18 protein-coding genes are annotated in these 18,829 nt (G+C 40.9%); 10 read left to right on the top strand and 8 right to left on the bottom strand.

Annotation, left to right across the window (positions count from 1 at the left end; genetic code table 11):
- Positions 1 to 94: 94 nt before the first annotated feature.
- The 3 genes from C7R92_RS33345 to C7R92_RS00500 all read right to left on the bottom strand — a co-directional run bounded on the left by C7R92_RS33345 (position 95) and on the right by C7R92_RS00500 (position 2,610).
- On the bottom strand, positions 95 to 292 hold the full coding sequence (locus C7R92_RS33345) for a hypothetical protein (RefSeq protein WP_106833069.1): 198 nt from the start codon (positions 290 to 292) through the stop codon (positions 95 to 97).
- Between the two features lie 404 nt (positions 293 to 696).
- Entirely contained in the window at positions 697 to 1,131 is a 435-nt protein-coding gene (locus C7R92_RS00510; RefSeq protein WP_069845975.1) for a hypothetical protein, read from the bottom strand.
- Positions 1,132 to 1,944: 813 nt separating this feature from the next.
- Positions 1,945 to 2,610 (bottom strand): hypothetical protein, encoded by a 666-nt coding sequence (locus C7R92_RS00500; protein WP_069845977.1) that lies wholly within the window; start codon positions 2,608 to 2,610, stop codon positions 1,945 to 1,947.
- A gap of 517 nt (positions 2,611 to 3,127) precedes the next feature.
- Here C7R92_RS00500 and C7R92_RS00495 point away from each other — a divergent pair.
- From C7R92_RS00495 to C7R92_RS00470, 5 genes are all read left to right on the top strand, one after another.
- Complete coding sequence (locus C7R92_RS00495; RefSeq protein ID WP_069845979.1) at positions 3,128 to 3,502, top strand: DUF2500 domain-containing protein; 375 nt, start codon at positions 3,128 to 3,130, stop codon at positions 3,500 to 3,502.
- Between the two features lie 213 nt (positions 3,503 to 3,715).
- Positions 3,716 to 4,180: a GNAT family N-acetyltransferase gene (locus C7R92_RS00490; protein WP_106832836.1), complete on the top strand. Its 465-nt coding sequence runs from the start codon at positions 3,716 to 3,718 to the stop codon at positions 4,178 to 4,180.
- Between the two features lie 225 nt (positions 4,181 to 4,405).
- Positions 4,406 to 4,645 carry a hypothetical protein gene (locus C7R92_RS00485; protein ID WP_017250790.1) on the top strand — a complete coding sequence of 80 codons (240 nt, stop codon included), beginning with the start codon at positions 4,406 to 4,408 and terminating at the stop codon, positions 4,643 to 4,645.
- 99 nt (positions 4,646 to 4,744) lie between these two features.
- Positions 4,745 to 5,050 (top strand): NIPSNAP family protein, encoded by a 306-nt coding sequence (locus C7R92_RS00480; RefSeq protein WP_007717186.1) that lies wholly within the window; start codon positions 4,745 to 4,747, stop codon positions 5,048 to 5,050.
- Between the two features lie 654 nt (positions 5,051 to 5,704).
- On the top strand, positions 5,705 to 5,992 hold the full coding sequence (locus C7R92_RS00470; RefSeq protein ID WP_106832835.1) for an immunity protein TriTu family protein: 288 nt from the start codon (positions 5,705 to 5,707) through the stop codon (positions 5,990 to 5,992).
- A gap of 29 nt (positions 5,993 to 6,021) precedes the next feature.
- On the opposite strand, the gene C7R92_RS00465 is transcribed toward C7R92_RS00470, so the two are convergent.
- From C7R92_RS00465 to C7R92_RS00455, 3 genes are all read right to left on the bottom strand, one after another.
- Entirely contained in the window at positions 6,022 to 6,276 is a 255-nt protein-coding gene (locus C7R92_RS00465; protein WP_328137875.1) for a GNAT family N-acetyltransferase, read from the bottom strand.
- 33 nt (positions 6,277 to 6,309) lie between these two features.
- Entirely contained in the window at positions 6,310 to 7,512 is a 1,203-nt protein-coding gene (locus C7R92_RS00460; protein WP_106832834.1) for an MFS transporter, read from the bottom strand.
- 164 nt (positions 7,513 to 7,676) lie between these two features.
- The gene (locus C7R92_RS00455; RefSeq protein ID WP_106832833.1) at positions 7,677 to 8,303 is read right to left on the bottom strand and encodes an FMN-dependent NADH-azoreductase; all 627 of its coding nucleotides are present in this window, start codon (positions 8,301 to 8,303) and stop codon (positions 7,677 to 7,679) included.
- A gap of 158 nt (positions 8,304 to 8,461) precedes the next feature.
- On the opposite strand from C7R92_RS00455, the gene C7R92_RS00450 reads away from it, so the two are divergent.
- Positions 8,462 to 8,935, top strand: a complete 474-nt coding sequence (locus C7R92_RS00450; protein WP_106832832.1) for a MarR family winged helix-turn-helix transcriptional regulator — start codon at positions 8,462 to 8,464, stop codon at positions 8,933 to 8,935.
- Positions 8,936 to 9,043: 108 nt separating this feature from the next.
- Here C7R92_RS00450 and C7R92_RS00445 read toward each other — a convergent pair whose 3' ends face one another.
- On the bottom strand, positions 9,044 to 10,081 hold the full coding sequence (locus C7R92_RS00445) for a M20 family metallopeptidase (protein ID WP_106833068.1): 1,038 nt from the start codon (positions 10,079 to 10,081) through the stop codon (positions 9,044 to 9,046).
- Positions 10,082 to 10,565: 484 nt separating this feature from the next.
- Here C7R92_RS00445 and C7R92_RS00440 point away from each other — a divergent pair, with 484 nt between their 5' ends.
- Positions 10,566 to 11,990 carry a YfcC family protein gene (locus tag C7R92_RS00440; protein ID WP_106832831.1) on the top strand — a complete coding sequence of 475 codons (1,425 nt, stop codon included), beginning with the start codon at positions 10,566 to 10,568 and terminating at the stop codon, positions 11,988 to 11,990.
- A 157-nt stretch (positions 11,991 to 12,147) separates the two neighbouring features.
- The gene (locus tag C7R92_RS00435; RefSeq protein ID WP_106832830.1) at positions 12,148 to 14,283 is read left to right on the top strand and encodes a sigma-54 interaction domain-containing protein; all 2,136 of its coding nucleotides are present in this window, start codon (positions 12,148 to 12,150) and stop codon (positions 14,281 to 14,283) included.
- A gap of 224 nt (positions 14,284 to 14,507) precedes the next feature.
- Here the strand turns inward: C7R92_RS00435 and C7R92_RS00430 are convergent, their stop codons facing one another.
- Positions 14,508 to 15,821: an MFS transporter gene (locus C7R92_RS00430; protein WP_106832829.1), complete on the bottom strand. Its 1,314-nt coding sequence runs from the start codon at positions 15,819 to 15,821 to the stop codon at positions 14,508 to 14,510.
- Between the two features lie 297 nt (positions 15,822 to 16,118).
- Between C7R92_RS00430 and C7R92_RS00425 the strand changes: the two genes are divergently transcribed.
- Both C7R92_RS00425 and C7R92_RS00420 read left to right on the top strand, forming a co-directional pair.
- Complete coding sequence (locus tag C7R92_RS00425; protein ID WP_106832828.1) at positions 16,119 to 17,834, top strand: LytS/YhcK type 5TM receptor domain-containing protein; 1,716 nt, start codon at positions 16,119 to 16,121, stop codon at positions 17,832 to 17,834.
- Positions 17,806 to 18,549 carry a LytR/AlgR family response regulator transcription factor gene (locus tag C7R92_RS00420; protein WP_106832827.1) on the top strand — a complete coding sequence of 248 codons (744 nt, stop codon included), beginning with the start codon at positions 17,806 to 17,808 and terminating at the stop codon, positions 18,547 to 18,549. The genes C7R92_RS00425 and C7R92_RS00420 overlap by 29 nt, the downstream gene beginning before the upstream one ends.
- The last annotated feature ends 280 nt before the right edge of the window (positions 18,550 to 18,829 follow it).

Here is an 18,829-nt window from a genome sequence, read left to right as displayed (position 1 = left end):
AAAGCTCCATCCTTCCTTTTTTACAAATATAAAAAGATCGGGAAACGCGTGGGAGCAGTACAAATTACCTTTGGGAAAGGCGGCAGCACAAAAATCAGATTATCGTCCATGACTCCAAAGCCTTCTTTCCTATTCCTTGCCCAGATCTAACTGATACAAGGCGCTTTTGTGCTAGGGCATACAATTCTTCGGTTACATCCGTTGATTCTGGTGTCGAAGACTCTTGAAGCTTACTGATCTGCTCATCCCATTTGTCCTTGTTCTTCCAACCTCGTACGGTTCCTTCCGAGATACCGAGCTGCTAAGCGATGTCCTTCAATTTCGTTTTACTATTCGACTGCTTTTACGTCTCCAACGCCTTAATACGGTTCGGGTCTCTTGCTCTTGCCACTACATCATCACCACCACCAATATTTAATAGTTTCGTTATGAAATAAAAAAAGGGAGCCCATAGACTCTTAAAAAAGAGTTGAGGCTCCCTTTTAATTGATTTACTTTACGACCACTTTTTAACGATATCATCAATAGAAGCAGCAAACAATCCTGTTCCTGCTGTTGCCCTAAACGTAATGGTTTGAGAACGCCTGTAGTGTACTTTTGTAACTACCTGTAAGACTAGTGAACTTATCCCATTAAGTTTGATTGGCAAAAGAAAAAGCACCACTATGGTGCTTTTCATTAAGCCTTTCCTCTCAATTACCAAGTCGATAAGTAAACAGCGTAAGCATGCCTCGAATCAAAATCTTGGGAGGAATGTCCACGAACCTTAAAGTATATAGTCGTTCCCCTCCCAAAACCACTTCCTGTCGCTGCGTCAATTTGACCAGGCCCTAAATCACCAGCAGTCCCAGACATTTGACCATTAGGGCCATAAGCTATCCAGTCATAGTCATAATTAACACCAGTAGGAGATTGCAGTTCGAATACCCAATTTATTTTGTCTGAGTCATTTTTCCAATAATACCAATCAACATCTGTACTATCCGAGATTGTTTGAAAGAAACTACCACCATCGTTGATAGCATGAGCAGTTTCTTTTGTATCCGCCCATCCATCACTGGCAAAAGCAGCTTGCGAACCGAAAGTTAATACGGAAACAACTGCACCCAAAGTCATTAACTTTTTAATCATAATCCACACTCCTATTTCCACTTATTCTTTTCGAACATACCTTTTTTCATATTTCCTATCTACTGAATTGTTTCGTCGACTAACGTGGTATGTGCGACGGGTTAAAAATTAAAATAATCCATTTTTTCCACCTCTTTACATTTTTAAGGACATCTTAGCATGCATTTTTAAACAATACAATCGTATTATTTAAAAACTTTCTGACTTTTTTCCTTGTTTCAATATAACCATGCCTAAAATAATTGATCATAAAAAGAGACGAAAGCAAATTGCAGAAGCGGCAAGTATTCTAGAACACCTTCGGGACCAGCGACAAGCTTTTTACCTGCTATAGCCAATGGTACGCTTCTGTACTCTTAAGACACGATCGGCATATTCACATAAGAGAGATACCGGACAAGGGGCGAGTGGTTGGAGCCTTATGTCTCGCATGGAATCCCCTGTCCGGTAAATCCCAAGAGCCGATGTCGATTGGCTCTTGACTCAAGATTACCGATTCAAATATTTAAAATCGTCCTGCCTTTTATCCCTGATTTTGTCCGGGTTTTTCATCTTCAACCAAAACGAAAACCACCTCAAAGGTGGTTTTTCTACTACTGTAACTACTGTATTCAGTTTTTGAACCCGTTCGTTCAACAACTTTTCCGTTACTAGTGATACGGTTCACCGTAATACACTAAACACAAAGTACAGTTTGACCACAATATATACATTAATGAATAAAGGCAAAAACCACTCCTAACGATGGAGTGGTTTATTTGATTAAAACTTCACTATTATCCGTCCTTTTATTTTCAGATTTAGGACCGACTTTCATTCACGTATGGTAATAACTAGCTCGTCAACTTTATATTGGTCATTATACTTAACTTCAGCTTTCAAATTTAAAGAAGATAATTTTACAAAAACCCTTCCACGCATCCCTTCATATCTGAAGGCTTCGGCATCTTTTACATACTCATCAGATACTTTTATTATAACATCGTCTGCTTTTTTATTGAAAATACCGTTTGTGTCCAATTTCGACTTCTCGGTCTCTAACAATGGGTGAAACACCGCTGTACCCGGTTTTGGCCAATAAAAGTCATAAGGTCCAACTAAACTATTAACAGAAACATATTGATTTCCGTCAGATTCCAAATAATAATAATCGTCAGAGTTTATTGTGTACGTATTATTTATGTTGACAATCGGAAGATACTTAATTTTAAGCCCTTTTTCATCAAATTTGGGATATAGCTTGATCCCTTCATTTGGGACGTATGAAGCATTATATCCTAATGTGTCCCCTATTGCATGAACTGGCAGGTATGATGTTCCATCAACAACTATTGCCTTATTATTAAGTGTTTTGCCATTGATGTTTACTAGCAGCTCTCCCTCAACAACCTTACCAACCATACTAACCACTTCAGCATATACACTTATCGATGTTCCTATTAATAATCCAAATAAAGTTCCAATTATATATTTACGCATTTATTCCCCACCAATTCTCAATAATTTCTTTTTCTTTCGAATATAATTCATACTTTGATCAATGGACTTGTAAAAATAAGTATACCAAATATTAGTATTATCACCACTTCAAATTTATGTCATAGTCAGCCTTTTGGAAGGTTACGGCTCAATTTAACCTTTGAGGCTTGTCTCATGAAAAATAGGCGAACATATATACGGGCTTCCATATGGGGGCTTCTTTTTTCTCCTTCTGCTACGGTTATGTGCGGAAGGAGTTGATTACCATGACCAAGCATCTGTATTACTATGTAAGTTTCGAGGATGCAGCCCGACTCAATCGTGAGTTAATTCACTCGGCAATAGGAACTACTATCTGCAGCCACATGAGCACCTGGTGGCTTTTGTTTTCGAGCCCGTTACTGAGATAAGCCACGTCTCTCCCGAAATAGTATGTTAAATAGACATTTTACTTTAAAAGGAAACAATAACCATATTTTTACGTATAACATGTAAACAATATTGGAGTGATAATAGAATGTTCGCAAATGACTTTGGACCATCTTTCTCTAGTGGTTTTGGTCCGCCCTGGTGGTTTTTAGTGATTGCTGGAATAATTGTACTTTTCATCTTAGGAGCGATCATAAATGGTATCAGGATTTGGATGTCAAATAATGCGTCCCCACTCTTAACTCAACCTGCAAAAATAATTAGTAAACGCACAAGAACTTCAGGTGGCGGTAATGATACCAGTGTATCCACATACTATTACCTTACTTTTGAACTAAGCAATGGAGAAAGACTAGAATTCCATGTAAAAGGTAGTGAGTATGGCTTACTGGTCGAAGGAGATACAGGCATATTAACTTATCAAGGCACCAGATATAAGGAATTCAGCAGACGACCTTTGTAAAATAGGGTCGTCTTTCTACATTCCTATCTCCTTTGCTAAAAACTCTCTTTCTCCCAATCCCCAGTAGTATTCCACCTACAAAAGCAACATTTTGACTTAACCCTTCTCTGACCTGGTATTGAAACGATTTTCTGCATCCTTATTAAGTGAAAGATTCGTGATAATATGCTTATTAAATCTTTAATGATGACAACGAGGAGGTTTGATTTTCAAATGGCTGAAAAAACGAACAAGAGTATCATACTTGACATCGCTCCGCTAAGAGCAGAGGATCGCAAGCGTTGGGACGTATTGGCTCGAAGCTACAAAGCCTTTTACGAGACAGGGCTCCCAGATTCCACATACGATGAGATCTGGAACCGACTGCTCATTGGCGATAGGATATTCGGTTTCGGTGCGCATCTTCATGGAAACTTGATCGGTATCACCCACTACGTTTTTCAGCCTACGGTCTGGAAAGAAGATGTGTGCTACCTGCAAGACCTCTTCGTTGACGAAACTGCTCGCGGACATGGGGTGGCCCGCGCCCTTATAGAACGGGTCGCTCAAGCTGCTCGAGAACAAAAAGCTTCTGCACTGTACTGGCAAACCCGCCAGGACAATTTCACTGCTCGTGCTCTTTATGACAAAATTGCTCATCATAAAGGCTTCATTCGCTACGACTATACACTTGAATAGAAGTGGAGGCCGGTCTCTATTGCGTACGGGATACCGACTTTTTTTCAAGCTTACCTGCTGATCCCATTTAACAAATCGATTGTTTTCGATAAACCCAGACACATATCTCTTTCACTTCTGATAAGATCGATAAGTTGCCAACTTGTCGTTTCCCACCCGGTTTTCATTACTGTGATATAATGAAAATAAAAACAATGGGGTGTATTGTTGAAGAGACAATTTTTGATGATTGTAAGTGATGTAACAAAACCACAAATGGATAGAGTCACCGAAGTAGTAAAAGATTTTAATGAATTCATTGACTTGATTCCAATTGAGTCTAAATCTGATGGAGGCTATAGCCTATACATCGATATTCAAAAAGGCGATGTTGCTATAACAGTCTCAGATACACGAACATTCCTGAGAAATTGGTTTAAGTCTTTAAAAATAGAATGTGATTCAAATCCACGAGACTTTTATTAAAAGTCTTTTTTAAATACACATTTTGTAAAACCATATCCCCTCTTGTTCCTAATACTGATGTACAGTAAGATTTAGGAAAAACCATTAGGGAGTGGAAAAATGGTCACTTGTTACTTGAAATATGTTATTGATCCATATCAGGTAAGTGTTTTTGAAGAATATGCAAAGATGTGGATACCTCTTGTCAACAAGTTTGGCGGACATCATCATGGCTATTTCCTTCCTCATGAAGGTGCTAATAATATTGCTTATGCCTTATTTAGTTTTCCTAGTTTGGCAGAATATGAAGATTATCGAAAGAAAATACTGGTCGATGAAGATTGTCAACTTGCCTTCTCACTCGCAGAGCAAACAAAGTGCATCATCAGTTACGAGCGAAGTTTCTTGCGTCCGGTGTTTGAATAATTCTCCTTCAACCTTGTCCATCCTTAGATAGGATGGGCTTTTTTATATAATGAGCATTGTGTATCTATCCGCTTATACCCGGCAGCGAAAAGATTGTCTGCTGCCCCACTTGATCAGCTGCCACTGGATTGATCCAGATCACTTCTGTTCTGATGCGGCCCATTCTTTTGGCACCCTTTTCAATCTATCCGTTACCGTCAATATCCGATCAGGTACTTTACTCCATTGATCAGGCATCCTGTTGTTGGGTGCTTTTGATACGTCGATGCATACGATTCTGTCAGATGTTTTTCCGCCCCTCTCCATCCAGCACCGAACCAAAAACATCCTTGGTACTTTCACCGCTCTCTCCCCCTCATTTATCAAATCGTGTGCTGTGTTAAAACGATCAGGTAACCAATATTCCCAAATTGCGTATTAAAACGTGAAAGGAGTGAATTTTGCATGATCGAATTTACATCAATTATTTTGATAACATTACCCTTCCTTGGATGGTGTTTAATCCCCACAATTACCGATTTGTTAAGTACCTTGTGACCAGCCTACTATGTTGATAAACTGTAAAAAACTAACAATGGCAGGGTGCCAACTATGAACTATACTTTCGAGAATCTTACCTCCCTACATCAATCGATGATTGGCTGGTGGTAAAAAATGATTCTACTTTTTTTACGTGATTGGGCTGATCGTAAGTCAGCGGAACTAAGCAGCCTTAGTATTTCGTCTGAAATTTTCAGTCGTGAATTTATAGATGATAAGAGGGTTCAAGATCCTTCGTTAGGAGTTATTCATGAATCCCAGTACTGTCTAGGTCAGATCCTTGTATGGGAATCACAGCAATTTGAGATGGAAGTGGTTCACATCGATACCGAAGAATTAATTTATTGGAAGTATCTTGAGAAAATAGACTCCAATATCGATTTGGAGGAAATCACCGTGTAAAACAAAAAAATCGCTCAGGGGATCAGCTATCACTTGAGCGATTTTTCGTATTTCAACGATTTAAAATGATTGATTCCAATTTTTTCAGCTCTTTTTAAAGGGACAGGCTTTCGCTTGTATTCTTGGAACCCTAGCTTTTGGTATAGCTTCATAGCGGGAATATTCGTATCTGCTACTTCTTCGATGAGAAATTGTTCATACGAGGTCATTTCCATTATATAGCGGAGAATAACCATTGCCGCTCCCTGCCCTCTGAATTCAGGAGCCGTTCCGACAAAGTCGATGGAGCATTTAACAGACGAAGCTGCTTTTTCGCATCATTTTTCCATTTCATAGGGTCCTCTTAACGGAATTCGCCAAGCTCCTGTCATCATGTCTTTATAAAATAGATATTCAAGGTCTTTTTTTACAAATAAAATAAAAATTATTACACTAACAAATCCAGACCCAGCGCAAACAATAAATAGCATTTGATATCCCATAAGCTGTGAAACCAATCCTAGAAGAATAGCTCCTAAACCAATACCTAAATCAAAAGCAGTAAAAAATGTAGCGTTTGCCACTCCTCTTTTCTCTGGTGGAGCTATTCGTAAAGTTGCTATTTGAAGAGCAGGTTGTGCTGATCCGAATCCAATTCCGTACAAAATTGCTGTAAGAACTAGTCCAACAAGTCCCTTTGTCATTGTCAGGACTAATAGTGCGACTATCAGTATAAAAAGCGTTGGAACAATAATGACCCCTTCTCCATATTTATCAGATATTTTCCCTGCAAGTGGTCTAATTACTGTAAGTGTGACAGCATAAACAAGGAAAAAAGTACCGGCATTAACTTGAATGTTTTCCGCAAAAAGCGGTAAGAACGTTGTGATGCCACCAAAAGTAATGGATAGAAAAAATGTAACAATAGCGATAGGTAAAACTGTTTTCTCAAAAAATGATATTGGTTGTTTTGCTGTATTTTTAACCACAGGTATTTTTGTATTAAGTGCAAAGATGAATGCCATAAGTGCTAATGCTGTGCATAGAAGAAATAGATAGTGAAATGAAAATGATTTTGCAACCCAGAGACCTAATATCGGTCCTAAAGCCATGCCTAGGGTCATTGCAAGTCCATACCATCCCATTCCTACTCCACGTCGAGATTGTGGTATAACATCAGTCACAGCCGTTCCTATTGAAGTGGTAGCAATTGCCCAGCTGATTCCATGGAGAATGCGTAATACCACCAAAAATATAACCCCTGTTACCCAATCATAAAAATACATTGTCATTGCAAAAAATAGTAGTCCGCTGATTATAAATACTCGTCGACCATATCGATCCATTAATCCTCCAACAATAGGACGAAAAATTACAGCCGATATGGTAAACACTCCAATAATAAAGCCAACTTGAGATTCACTTCCACCTAATTGTTTAATAAGCATAGGTAGCGTTGGCATTAATAAATAAAAACCACTAAATAGTAATAATGCTGTAATTGTCAGCATGATAAAGTTTTTTGTCCATAAACGATCCATTGTAATGTAACCCTTCTTTCTAAAGTTAAATCTAGTTGAGATTGGAAAGTTCTCGTCAAATGGGGTCTACATGCCCAAAAGTAGTGAAAAAGAGAATAAAAAAAGCAGTACCACCGCTATAAAAGTGTTGGTACTGCCATATAGAGTAACAAGCGTTTTGTTAATTAGAACGTACTTGCTACTTTAACGGCTTTTTCAAGCCCTTCGGCAATAATTTCTTTTGCTTTATCTGGAAATTGATTGTGACCTTCAATCACTATTTTCTCTATGTCTTTTACACCGAAGAAGCTCATCATGCTTGCTACATACTTAACAGCCATTTCTACTTCAGCTGCTGGTCCTTTTGAATATACTCCGCCACTTGCATTTAATAATACAATTTTCTTATTTCCAGCAAGACCTACTGGACCTTCTGGCGTATATTTAAATGTTTTGCCCGCACGGTTTAAATAATCAATATATGTGTGAAGTACAGCTGGGATTGTTAAATTCCATAGCGGAAACCCAAACACAACTTTATCAACTGCAAGGAATTGATCTAAGTATTTATCAGCGACAGCTACTGCTTTCGCTTCCTTTTCGGTTAGATCATATCCTTTGCCAGCCTTAAAAGCTCCGTCAATCAAGTCTACTCCTACATATGGCAATTCTTCCTTGTATAAATCAAGCTCTATCACTGTATCATCTGGATGTGATTCTTTATAGCTCGCTAAAAATGCCTCATATAACCTCACGCTAACTGATTGATCTGCTGGACGATTATTTGCTTTTACAAATAAAACTGTTGTCATTCTCTATTCCTCCTATTCATCACTTATATCATCTTTAGTGAATCTTATTTCTTCCATAAGAAAAACAAAATAGTCAACTTGATTGACCACATTGAACACAGTACAATAAAATTCAAATATAGTCAACCTGATTGACTTTGTTTGAGGAGGTTTCATGTATGAACCATCAAGCATTTAGTGAATTAGATCTTACATCTCTTTTGTCATTGTCTTATAGTACATTGATCTATGAACTACATGACAGATTAAGTGAGTTGGGATATGGAGATATTAGACCTGCACATGGTTTTATGTTTAGACGTATCATTCCTAATGGAGCGACAGGTATAGAATTAGCTGAACACTTAGGAATTACAAAGCAAGCTGTGAGTAAAATGGTGGATTATCTTGTGAAAAGTGGTTATGTAAAGCCCCAAACTCATCCCACTGATAAGAGAGGGAAAATTATTGTTTTGACCGAAAGAGGCTGGTCAGTAGTAAAAGCAAAAGAGGAGATACTAGCCGATATCCAGCAACGTTGGATTGAAAACATAGGCGCTGAACGAATGCAATTGCTCAAAGAAGATTTAACAAAATTAGTTTATGAAGCAAATGAAGGGAAATTATCATCAAAGGTAAGACCTGTCTGGTAAATTTATTTAGGGATACATAGCTTGTTGTAGTTCCGTACACTGCTGCATCAATTTAGTATATTTGTAACACCAGAAAAACCCTTGGATTCCCAAGGGTTTTTCTTAAAACTATAGTCTCAATAATAAATTTGCAAATAACGCAGTTCGTTTTGGTAGTGAATCAATAAGGATGTGCTCATGTTCAGCATGAAGCCCTTCACCTTCCGCGCCAAGCCCATCTAACGTAGGTATGCCTAGTGCAGCGGTGAAATTTCCGTCACTTCCCCCACCAACAGAGGCTTCTTCCAATTCGAAACCAAGTTCGGAAGCGATCGAACGTGCTTTAAGGAAGAGTTCCTCTATTTTTTCTGTTCTTACCATTGGCGGGCGATTCATTCCACCTGATACTTCGACCGTCGTTTCTTTCATTGTAGGTTTTAATCCGAGGATACATTCACTTATTCTGTCGACTTCTTCATGCAAGCTTACGCGAACGTCGATATATGCTTCGGCATAATCGGGGACAACATTGACACGGTTTCCTCCGTTTATGATTCCAACATTGACGGTCGTTCCTTTTTGATAATTGGTTAGTCCCTGCAAAACAATAATTTGGCGAGCTAATTCCTCGACAGCACTGATTCCTTCAGCATGATGGTTGCCGGCATGAGCTGCACGTCCTCGAACTTTCACAATGAATTGGCCAACCCCTTTTCGGGCCGTCTTGAGAGCACCTGTATGGGCTTCTGCTGGTTCAGCAACAAGCACATATGAGCTTTTTCTCGATTCTTGTTCAATAAACTCTCTGGAGTGCTTAGAGCCAATTTCTTCGTCAGAGTTGCAGAAAAAGACAATCTTCTTATTTACGGAAAGACCCAATTCCCTAATTGCTTTAAGCGCCCAGATTGCTTGTATCAATCCACTTTTCATATCAAAAATGCCAGGACCATATGCTTTATTTCCTTCCACTCGATATTGTAACTGCCCCTTGTCCCAAACAGTATCAAAATGACCAAGGATCAATATTTGTTTTTCTCCCTGTCCGATAGTAAATTTCAGATGATTACCAACCTCAGTTTGTGTAAAAACTTCAGGTTCAACATCCAAATATTTTTTAAAAAGCTGTTGCAGATAAGTGCCGCATTCATCTACCAGTGTTTTATTCATAGAAGGAGAATCCTTTTTTACACAGCTCTCCAAGTCAAGCAAAATCTCTTTAGCGTGGTTTTCCAGATATCTTACTATTTGTATAGACGAATCGAAACTACCATTCAATCTGAATTTCCCCCTAAATTTTAATTGTCATAATACATATAGCAAAAAGCTTGCCAACATTTTTTGACGATAATGAATCTTGAAATAGACAGCTGGTTGTTTTTTAGGATGTTTTACTGGACGCATATATCCCAATAAAAATCCTGAAAAATCCTAAAATGACTTTATCAATAAGCGATACCGTGTATTATGGCTTAGTTATTATTGGCACGTTATTTGCAATTAACAAAATTAAAACGTTTTCAAAGTAAAGGTAAGGCTGATTTGGGTAATCATTTCATCGAAGAGAGAGGGTGAGCCATACTTTTCAATATGAAACAAGCCTCTGGAAGCAGCAGTAAAAAAGAGTCGATCATTAAGAGGAGGAACCAGAACAATGCACCCGGGAGTTACAAAAAAAGTAAAGAAAAAAAGATTTCCGCAAATTGATGCCTATGTTCTTATATTTTTTATATTGGTCGCATGTGCCGTTGCTACTTATTTCGTACCAGCAGGTGAATTTGACCGGGTGAAAAGCGGTGAGGTCTCCGTTACGGTTCCAGGTAGTTATCATATCGTTGAATCGAACCCAACTACGTTTAAAGAATTGTTTACCGCCATTCAAGAGGGGATGGTAAAAGGAGCACCGCTCATTTTCCTCATCATGTTTACAAGTGGCGCTTTAGCAGTTTTGGAAAAAACAGGCGCAATAGATGCATTTCTTAGAAAAGTCGTGATTAGTAGTAAAGACAGGTTGCTTTTACTAATCATTCCAGTGTGTTTGGTATTTTCGGCCTTAGGAACGACAGGGATCATTGTCAATTCCGTGATTGCCTTTATCCCATTAGGAATTGTCATCGCTCGAGGATTGAAATTAGATGCAATTTTCGGTGTTGCCCTGATTTATTTGGGAACATATTCCGGATGGAATGTACCTGTAATAGCACCTCAAACGCTCGGTTTGTCACAGCGTATTGCTGAACTTCCGCTGTTATCTGGATTTGGATTTCGCGTTGTTATCTATCTCGTCTTTTTAGCAGTGACGATCGCTTATATTTATTGGTATGCTAAAAAAATTCAGGGTGATATAACCAAAAGTGCCCTAGGCTCAGAATTGTTTCCCAATTCTCTCGGGGAAAATCAAATTAATCTCGTAAATACTGCCGTTCGAATTACTTGGCGCCAGAGATTTGTGCTGCTCTTTTCAGGTCTCTCGCTCGTTGCCTTCATCGTTTGCACTCTCGTATTAAAATGGAGTGAAAACGAGATGGCCGCTCTGTTTATTTTCATTGCAATTGGTTCTGGCCTTATTGCACGCATGAGTGCCAATGAGATTGCCAAGACTTTTATGCAGGGTTGTCAAAAACTCGTTTATGGTGCCTTGATTGTTGGGATGGCACGAGCTGTCATTATCATTCTTGAAAACGGAATGCTGTTGGATACGATCGTAAATGAATTGGCAACAGTGCTGGCACCGCTGACTCCTGTTACAGGTGCATTAGGTATGTATTTAGGAAGTGCCTTAATTCACTTCTTGATTTCCTCTGGATCAGGGGAATCTGCTATGTTGATGCCCATTCTCGTTCCATTAGCAGATTTATTGAATATTACCCGGCAGGTTGCTGTACAAGCCGTTATGTTTGGGGAAGGTTTGGTTAACTGTATCAACCCGACTTCGGGTGTATTGATGGCTATTCTCGCAACTTCCGGTATTCCTTATGGAAAATGGATTAAATTCATCCTTCCACTAATTGGTATCTGGTTTGTCATTGGCGCTGTATTCCTAATTATTGGAGTTTCCATCAACTGGGGTCCATTCTAAAGAAACAGATATATAATGACAATAATGCAAGTGCTATAGATAAGGTTGTCTGGCTCTTTTGCCACAACATTCGCGGCACTTGCATTATTATTTGAGTGAAAGTATATTTGTTTGAAAAATAAACAAACTTAGGGTATCGACACAAGGGGGAGAATAAATGGGGATGCCAAGCATTCTGCTGGTAACAAAAAGTCAAAAGGTTTCCCAAACCTTTGAGAGGAACCTAAGAACATTTTTCGACTCCCGTATTGATGTTATTACACTTTCTCAGTGGCAGGAAATGAATGAGAACCTGCAGGATAAGATTGGAGTGATCCTGCTTTCAACGAGAAAACTGTTGGATTCTTTGCCTGATGTACTGGCGGATATTCCGTTTCTTGTTGCTAGAAGAAACATCGAAATGACCAGATTGCCGCAATTAATGGAAGTAAGTGCAGGCACAAAATGTCTTTTAGTCGCAAATGATCTGATTACAGCGGAAGACTCTGTTGAATTTTTAAGACGTTTGGGATTCCAGCATCTTGATTTCGTTCCCTATGGGCCAGAGATAGAAATGCCTGTAACCGAATTGAAAAAGATTGATCTCGCCATCACACACGGGTGGCCTGAATTTGTGCCGGATCATTTTAATAGAGTGATTGATTTGCATAACAGACCAATTGATTTGACTACGATCTTTGATATAGCGCAACTATTTAACTTGTCGATAGAAAAAGCCCATTATTATACAGCAGATTTCTTTCGAGATTTTGTCCAATTGGGAAGAAATTTGGCGATTTCGGTCAACAATGAGAAACAGCTGAAGACAAAGCTGGAATCCATTCTAAATGCCGTGCATGAAGGCATCATTGGAATTGATAAACATGGGTACATTACTTTTTTTAATGAAGATGCAGGGAAAATATTACATTTACGTACAGAGCATTGTATAAATAAAAGGTTTCAGGAGATCATTCCTGATTTTCAGGTTGAAGAAGTGTTTGAGTCGCGTGAAGAGATAAGCGACCAACTGCTAGAAATGCGCAACCTATATCTTCTTGTCACCAAGATACCGCTCATGTTGGACGGGCAATTTTTAGGCGTTGTAGTTACGTTTCAGGATGTAACCAAAGTACAGAGAATTGAGCAGGAAATACGTAAAAAAAGTACTCATTTAGGTTTAACAGCGAAATATCATTTTGACAATATCATCGGAATGAGTCAAGCGATCACGTCTACCAAAGAGGTTGCAGTTAAAGTGTCAACAAGCGACTACACCGTATTAATTACAGGAGAAAACGGTACAGGGAAGGAAATATTTGCGCAAGCGATTCACCAGAACTCCAGTCGAAAAGACATGCCATTTGTACCAGTCAATTTCGCCGGACTAACGGAGAGTTTAGTGGAGAGTGAACTATTTGGTTATGAGGAAGGGTCTTTCACCGGAGCAAAGAAAGGTGGAAAAATCGGGCTGTTCGAATTAGCGCATAATGGAACCATTTTTCTGGATGAAATTGGGGATGCACCTCTCAGTATCCAAGCAGCGCTGCTGCGGGTGCTTCAGGAGCGGCAGGTAATGCGCGTAGGTGGAAACCGTGTAATTCCCATAAATGTTAGAGTTATTGCCGCGACCAACCGTAATTTGATGGAAATGGTTCAAAAAGGAATGTTTCGCGAGGATTTGTATTACAGGCTTAATGTTCTGCCGTTACGTATTCCCGCTTTAAACGAAAGGCGAGAAGATATACTTATCTTAATAGAGCATTTCTTGCAAAAGAAAAATACGAATCTGATCCTGTCCTCTGAGGTCAAAAATAGTTTGCTGGAATACCATTGGCCAGGTAATATTCGGGAGCTTGAAAACTTCGTTAACTATCTGACGGTCATAGTTGAAGGAGAAGTGGGACTCCACCATATTCCAGAACGCATTAAGAATGGGCAAGTTGGGCAAACGCAAAGTTCTGTTGAGACCGAATTAGCATTCCCGCGAGAGAATGGCGGAGAAATAGAGCAGATTCTTTTCCTGTTGATGAGGAACGGATCGTTGAGCGATTATGAAGACATTTTGGCGAACCTGTTACTTTGCAGCAAACGCCAACAACGAATCGGCCGGGGAGTCTTGAACAGTATGCTTTCTAAGCCATTAACGGAAGCCCGGATTCGTAACAGACTTGCTATCCTTAATCGAAGCGGCTGCATTTCAGTTGGACAAAAAAAGCAGCAGGGCACACAAATCACTTTATTAGGAATACAAGTACTCCAAAGAATTAAAAATCTGAACGTAATTGAGCAAGCTTTCCAAAACCGAATATAGTTCATTAACTGGTCGACATGTCCGTCAAATTTTTTGTTGGTCTCCTGTGAATGAGATTAGATTCCTTCTAGTCCCATTCATATTTTGAAAAACAAAAAAACGGCATCTCTGCCGTTTCCGTTATTCCTATATGGTGGACCCTATCGGGATCGAACCGCTGACCCTCGACACGCTACTAGCACCGTTTGAAAATGTCAGTTTGCTACCTATTGATTGGAAGCATGCTAGTCCTTTGCTGTATTCAGCTCAGCTTCGATCTTAGAGTTTTTCGACGACTCGTCCATGCGCCAGTAAACGAGAAGGCTTATGGCAATACAAGCTGCTACATAGTAATAGAAGAGAGACTCGTTCCCGATACTTTTAAACCATAGTGCGATGAATTCTGCTGTTCCCCCAAAGATCGCAACAGTCACGCCATACGGAAAGCCTACACCCAAAGCGCGAATGGCGGTGGGAAACATCTCGGCTTTCACGATTGCGTTGATGGACGTATAGCCAGTAACAATGATAAGACCAGACAGCATCAGCAAGAAAGCGACATATGGGCTAGTGGTTTGTTCCAGGAGCAAAAACATGGGTACAGTCCACAATGTTCCAAGAACACCGAAGCCAATCAACAGCGGTCGCCGTCCAATCCGGTCGGACAGCATACCAGCAAGCGGCTGCAAGACGACGAATACGAGCAATGCGGTAAAGTTAATCCAGCTGACTACCTCTTTCGGCATTCCTACCGTAATCACCATGAATTTTTGCAAATAGGTCGTGTAGGTGTTAAAGGCGATCGTTCCCCCGAGCGTAAGGCCGACAACTGCCAGCACCGCCTTCGGATGCTTCATCAGCTCTCGAAGTGTACCCGCCTTCTCCTTGTTTTTCGACTCCATTTTGGTATACTGCTCTGATTCATCCATACTACGGCGCAGCCACAACACAGCTACTGCCCCAAATGCCCCGATGATGAACGGAATTCTCCAGCCCCATGCCATCATGGCTTCTTCCGGGAGTATTTGCTGCAGGATAATCTGCACACCCAATGCCAACAATTGGCCACTGATCAGCGTGACGTACTGGAAGCTAGAATAAAATCCTCTGCGACCACTCGCAGCCATCTCGGACAGGTACGTTGCAGATGTTCCGTATTCCCCGCCAAGCGAAAGTCCTTGGAGCAGGCGGGCAAGAACGAGAATAATAGGAGCAAACACGCCGATGGTTTCATAGTTTGGTGTTACTGCAATCACCAGAGAACCACCTGCCATGATGGTTACAGACAGCGTCAACGCGGCACGGCGCCCATGTCGGTCAGCGTATCGGCCTAGGAGCAAGCTTCCGATCGGTCTCATTAAAAATCCGATAGCAAAAACAGCAGCAGTATTCAGTAACTGGCTGGTAGCGTCGCCTTTTGGAAAAAACTGAGATGAGAAATACACCGCAAAAGCTGCATAGACATACCAGTCGTACCATTCAATCAGGTTCCCCAGTGAACCTTTAAAGATGTTGCTTGTGATACGCCGCGTATTTTCACGATCACTCGATGACTTCATTGTGCCCCCTCCTTATGATTGACCCGAATCCATTCGCAATTGGGATAGTTTAACCGCTTTCAAATGAAACAATACTCTTCTCAAGAATGCAGGGGCATCGTTTTCTTTGAAAGGGTTTACATATTTACCTGGATGGATTCTCGAAGAACTGTTCTTATTCTAAGTTATTTGTTTTGCTAGAATCTATTGAATACTTCTAGATGTGCAAAAACGGCATCCGAGCTGCCGAAAAACCCAGTTGAGTTACATTGATTTTTCGACCGGATCGGGCTACCCTTTTTCATAGGGAGGGCTGTTATGACAATCACTATGCTTCTGGGACTGCTTGAAAACATCTCTGTAATCGCAGTCATCGCCCTTATCATCGGCCAACTGGATTACTTTCGGAACATCATGTACGGGAAAAATAACTGGATGCGGATCGTGATCCTCTCTACTCTATTCGGGTTGCTGTCAGTAATTGGAACGGAGAATGGGCTACGGATCGATGACGCACTCGCCAATACGCGCATTGTCGGTGCCGTTGCGGGCGGGTTGATCGGGGGGCCTGTCGTCGGTTTTTTTGCTGGCCTTATAGGAGGTATTCATCGCTATTCGCTAGGTGGATTTACCGCATTCGCCTGTGCCATCTCGACCGTAATGAACGGCTACTTGGCCGGGCTTGTAAGTACGAAAATGAATATGCTGCGACTGAAATGGCAGCATATCCTACTGATTGGCGTTGCAGCCGAGCTCATTCAAAAAGTTTTGGTGCTTCTCATGGCCAAGCCTTTTTCTGCGGCACTCGAATTGGAAGTAAAAATCGCGATCCCGACCACAATTATGACCATTGCGGGACTGCTGCTCTTCACGCGCGTTTTCCAAAATCTCAAAATGATGCAAGACCAGTCCGGCGCAATGGGGGCAGACCTGGCCCTGTCGATTGCAAGCCAGACGTTGCCTCATCTGCGGACGGGACTAAATGAACATTCTGCGAAAAAAGCTGCTGAATTGATCCGTGAAATGGCCAGAGTGGATGCAGTCGCTATTACCGACCGCGAAAAGCTGCTCAGCGTAAAAGGCCATGAACTGGAGAATCATTTGCAGAAAGAGACGCTGTGCGCTCAAGTAGCGGAATCTGTTTTGACCCACCCCACAGGGGTATGGTGCGACAAAGATTTTGCTCTTCCGCGTCCACCTCGCCTAAAATCGATCAGTGCCGCATCGTTGTATCATCAAAACCAGAAAATCGGGACGTTGCAATTCTACTATAAAACCTCTTCCTCCAAGACGTCCCAGACCAATGAGAAATTAGTGGACGGCCTCGCTAAGCTGCTGTCGGTCCAAATTGAACTGGCGGAGATCGAGCATCAAGCGAAGATGCGAAAGCAGGCTGAAGTGAGCGCCCTGCAAGCACAAATCAATCCGCATTTTCTATTCAACACCTTGGGGACGATTATGTCCTATTGTCGTACAGACCCTGATCAGGCGAGAAACCTGATCGGTCATTTAAGTGACATCTTCAGGCGCAATTTGAAAAGCAAGGGAAATCATCACAGCTTGCAGGAAGAACTGGACGGAATCAAGTCGTATTTGGAAATCGAGAAGGTCAGATTTAGCAACCGTTTAAAGGTGAACATGGAGATCGACGAATCTCTGCTGACCCGCAAATTGCCTGTCCTGACTTTGCAGCCGATCGTGGAAAATGCCATTCACCATGGACTTTTCCCAAAAATTAACGACTGTCTGCTCACGATCCGAGTGGAACCGTACGACCATGAAGTGAAAATCAGTATTGAAGACAATGGAGTTGGAATCAGTGAAGAGCGTTTGGCCGATATCTGGAACAGCCAATCGACAGGGATCGGCCTTGTCAATGTCCATTCACGGCTGCAATCGATCTATGGCAAAAAATATGGCCTCACGATTCACAGCCAGCCTGGTTTGGGAACAGTCGTATCCTTTGTCGCTCCGTTATCCGTATTTGAAAAGGAAGTGCATCCAGATGCTCCTGAAAACGATCATCATCGATGACGAGCCAGCCATTTGTTCCGAATTGGAATATTTGCTGAAAAAATATATCGATATTCAGGTGGACGCAATCTATACCAATCCGCTTGAAGCATTGCCTCATATTATCAATTCCAAGCCTGATTTGCTTATGCTTGATATTCAGATGCCTGGGATGAATGGGCTTGAATTTGCCAAAACATTGAATCAGATGTCCTATCCCCCATTGATTGTATTTTCGACTGCCTATCATGAACACGCTCTGGAGGCCTTTTCCACGCTGGCTGTGGGTTATTTGACCAAACCGATCATGGAATCAAAATTGGACGATGTGATCCAAAAAGTGAGGACACTGAGGAACCGCTCGGCCATGAATGACCGCACCGCAATGGTTCCCCCGATGGAAGAGCATGTTTGCATCCGGAAGGCCAACAAGATCATCCCGATCCCTGTAGGACAGATTTATTTTGCGTTTGTACGGGAGAAAGATTTATATGTTGCGACAAAAGAGAGTATCGACAAGTGCGACTTGTCCTTAAATGAGCTGGAGGAGATTTTGAACCGATCCCGCTCTTTCTTTAGAAGTCATCGAAACTATATTTTGAACGTGAAGCATATCAAAGAAATCATCCCTTGGTTCAACAACACGTACTTGATCAAGATGAACGACGACAGCCAGACGGATATTCCCGTAAGCAGAGGGAAAATAAAAGCGTTTCGCAGTTTGATGAATTTGTGAATACAAGCCATTCTTAAAAACCCTTGAATATCAAGGGTTTTTCTTGTTCGCATCCGTTTTCGTCCGAGTGAGTTTTTGAGGTTCCGAGTGAAGCTCGTCCCCAATCCGTCCCCATCCTACAAGTCAAGGAAAGCAGTTACTAACACGTAAATATGTTTATCTATGCTATAAATCGTAATAAATTTGAAATGAAATTTTTAAAGAATCTTTAAATAAAGTTTCTTTTATCTTTCTATTATGATTGTATGATTTATCCCTAAATATGAAAATCCCCTTCAGA

This window comes from Brevibacillus porteri, from assembly GCF_003013475.1.
GTDB lineage: Bacteria > Bacillota > Bacilli > Brevibacillales > Brevibacillaceae > Brevibacillus > Brevibacillus porteri.
The sequence above is the reverse complement of the archived record's forward strand: the minus strand, read 5'-3'. Positions and strand labels throughout refer to the sequence as shown.